Origin of the sequence: Micrococcus sp. HSID17227 (genome assembly GCF_003989405.1) — a bacterium.
Classification (GTDB): domain Bacteria; phylum Actinomycetota; class Actinomycetes; order Actinomycetales; family Micrococcaceae; genus Micrococcus; species Micrococcus luteus.
Genome location: NZ_RBLN01000286.1, coordinates 1 through 2,551 on the forward strand (window position 1 = coordinate 1; position 2,551 = coordinate 2,551).

Consider the following 2,551-nt stretch of genomic DNA (forward strand, 5'->3'; position numbering starts at 1 on the left):
GGGCGAGGTCACTCCTTCCCTACACGTCGCTCGTCCGATCTAGGTGAGGGCCAGCGGCACGAGCAGCAGCAGCCCGGCGAGCAGTCCGGTGAGCACGGCCAGGGCCAGCGTGGACAGCGTCAGGGACACCGCGCGGCTGCCGTGGCGGGTGTGCAGCCAGTCGTCGAGGTGGTTCTCCCCCTCCCGCAGCAGCCACACGCCGGCCACGACGCCGGCGCTGATCGGCACGGCCAGCAGGAGCAGCTGCCACGGCGACCACGTCCCGGGCAGCGCACCCAGCGCCGGGAGGGCGGGCGCGGTGGCCGGCGTCGCGCCGAACACGGAGTAGAGGCTGTCCGCACCCACGGAGAACCCCGGGCCCGCTGTCCACGCGATCGACCACGCGGTGAACGTGGGCAGCCAGCCGATCTGCAGCAGCGCCAGCAGCAGGCCGCCCAGCGGACCGCCCCCGATCGCCTCGGCCACGGTGACGACGGCGGTCCACTCGACGGCCAGCCGCCCCGCCACGAGCAGCGCGTTCAGGCCCGTCAGGGCGAGCACGGCGAGGACCGCGGCGCGCACCACGGACCAGGCGTACGAACCGGCCCAGCGTTCGTACTGCGAGCGCCGCGAGATCCGCTCCGTGAGATCCAGGCCGATCAGGTGCGCCCAGGTGCCCGCCTCGCGCCGCGCCCCCGCGAGGGCGGCGACGCCGAAGAGCAGGGCGGGCAGCAGCGCCGCCGGGGCGGGGTGCGCCGTCAGCTCGTCCGTGCCGGGCAGGAACGCCACGGCCAGCCCCACCAGGGCGTAGGCCCCCACCGCGCCCACGAAGGCCTGCCACGCCTGGTCCCGGTAGGACGCGCGGGCCAGGCGCCGGCCGGCCCGCCACGACAGCGCGAGCGGGACCAGGGTCAGGCCCCACGGCACGAGCCACGCCGTGCCGGTGATGAGGTGATCCGGCGCGGTGGGCATGGCCGTGGCCACGGTGACGGGCACCGCGTGCAGGGCCAGCCACAGGACGCCGCCCACCTGGACGGCGCCCTCGATGGTCGGCCGCTCGAACCCGCCCGTGGCCCACACCGCGAGGGTGGGGACCATGACCGTCAGCAGGCTGATCATCGCCGTGACGAGCGCCTCGACCACCCCCTGCAGCCACAGCGGCAGGGGGACGGGGCGCAGCAGACGGGGCGCAGCGGGGCGGGAACTCACCCGTCCATGGTGCCACCCGACTCCGGGCGGCGCCTGGACGGGGGCGGGCCGCGCGGGCCGGTGCGACGACCGTCACGCGCCCCGAGAGTTCACCGCGGGGTCACCGGGCCGTCGTCGGCGGGTGTCCCGGCCGTGGTCCGGGGTCCTTAGCGTCGGCCACGTGCGTGTCGTCGTGGTCGCCGAATCGTTCCTGCCCCATATGAACGGGGTCACCAACTCCATCCTCCAGGTGCTGCGGCACCTGCGGGAACGGGGCGACGAGGCGATGGTGGTCGCCCCGGCCGCCTCGTGGTCCGCCGGGTGGACCCAACGCGCGGGCGCCGGTGAGGCCCCCCGCGAGGTCGAGGGCTTCCCCGTGCGCACCCTGCCCTCCGTGCCCCTGACCGGGTACACCTCCGTGCGGGTGGCCGCCGGCACGGTGGGCCGGCTGCGCGGCATGCTCGCCGACTTCGCCCCGGACGTGGTGCACATCGCCTCCCCCTTCGTGCTGGGCTGGCGCGCGGTGCAGGCGGCCGAGGAGCTCGGCATCCCCTCCGTGGCCGTCTACCAGACCGAGGTCCCCGGCTACGCGGCCCGGTACGGCGCCCCGTGGCTGGAGGACGTGCTGTGGAGCCACGTGGCGCGCCTGCACAACATGGCCACGCTGACGCTCGCGCCGTCGTCGTTCACCGTCCGGCAGCTGCACCGCCAGGGGGTGCGACGCGTGCACCTGTGGGGCCGCGGCGTCGACTCCCGCCGATTCCATCCCGCCAAGCGGGACGAGGCGCTGCGCGCCGAGCTCGCCCCGAACGGCGAGAAGCTCGTGGGCTTCGTGGGGCGGCTGGCGCACGAGAAGCAGGTCGGGGACCTGCGGGTGCTCTCGGACCTGCCGGGCACCCGCCTCGTGGTCATCGGCTCCGGGCCGCTGCGCGAACAGCTCGAGCGGGAGCTGCCCGGCGCGCACTTCGCCGGCTTCCAGGGGGGCGAGGACCTCGCGCGCCACGTGGCCAGCCTGGACCTGTTCGTGCACCCCGGCGAGTCCGACACCTTCGGCCAGACGCTGCAGGAGGCGATGGCCTCGGGCGTGCCCGTCGTCGCCGTCGGCCGCGGCGGCCCCCTCGACATCGTGGACGCCTCCCGCACCGGCTGGCTCTACCCGCCCGGCGAGCTGGACGAGCTGCGCCGCCACGTCGCGGACCTCGTGTACGACGACGTCAAGCGGGCCGCGTTCGCCGACGCGGCGTGGGCGTCGGTGCAGGGCCGGACCTGGCCGGTGCTGTGCGATCAGCTCGTGGGCTACTACGAGAAGGCGATCGCGGTGCAGGAGCGCCGCCGCGTGGAGCTGGCCCGCCGGCTGCTGACGGCGCCGGCGCTGCTGGCCGCG

General features: G+C 75.7%; 2 protein-coding genes. One reads left to right on the forward strand and one right to left on the reverse strand.

Annotation, left to right across the window (positions count from 1 at the left end; genetic code table 11):
* Positions 1–39: 39 nt before the first annotated feature.
* Positions 40–1,188, reverse strand: coding sequence for a DUF6350 family protein (locus D8M29_RS10835; protein WP_238693391.1), 1,149 nt, complete (start codon positions 1,186–1,188; stop codon positions 40–42).
* 160 nt (positions 1,189–1,348) lie between these two features.
* On the opposite strand from D8M29_RS10835, the gene D8M29_RS10840 reads away from it, so the two are divergent.
* The coding region (locus D8M29_RS10840) for a glycosyltransferase family 1 protein (protein ID WP_148111592.1) at positions 1,349–2,551 on the forward strand (1,203 nt) is incomplete at its 3' end.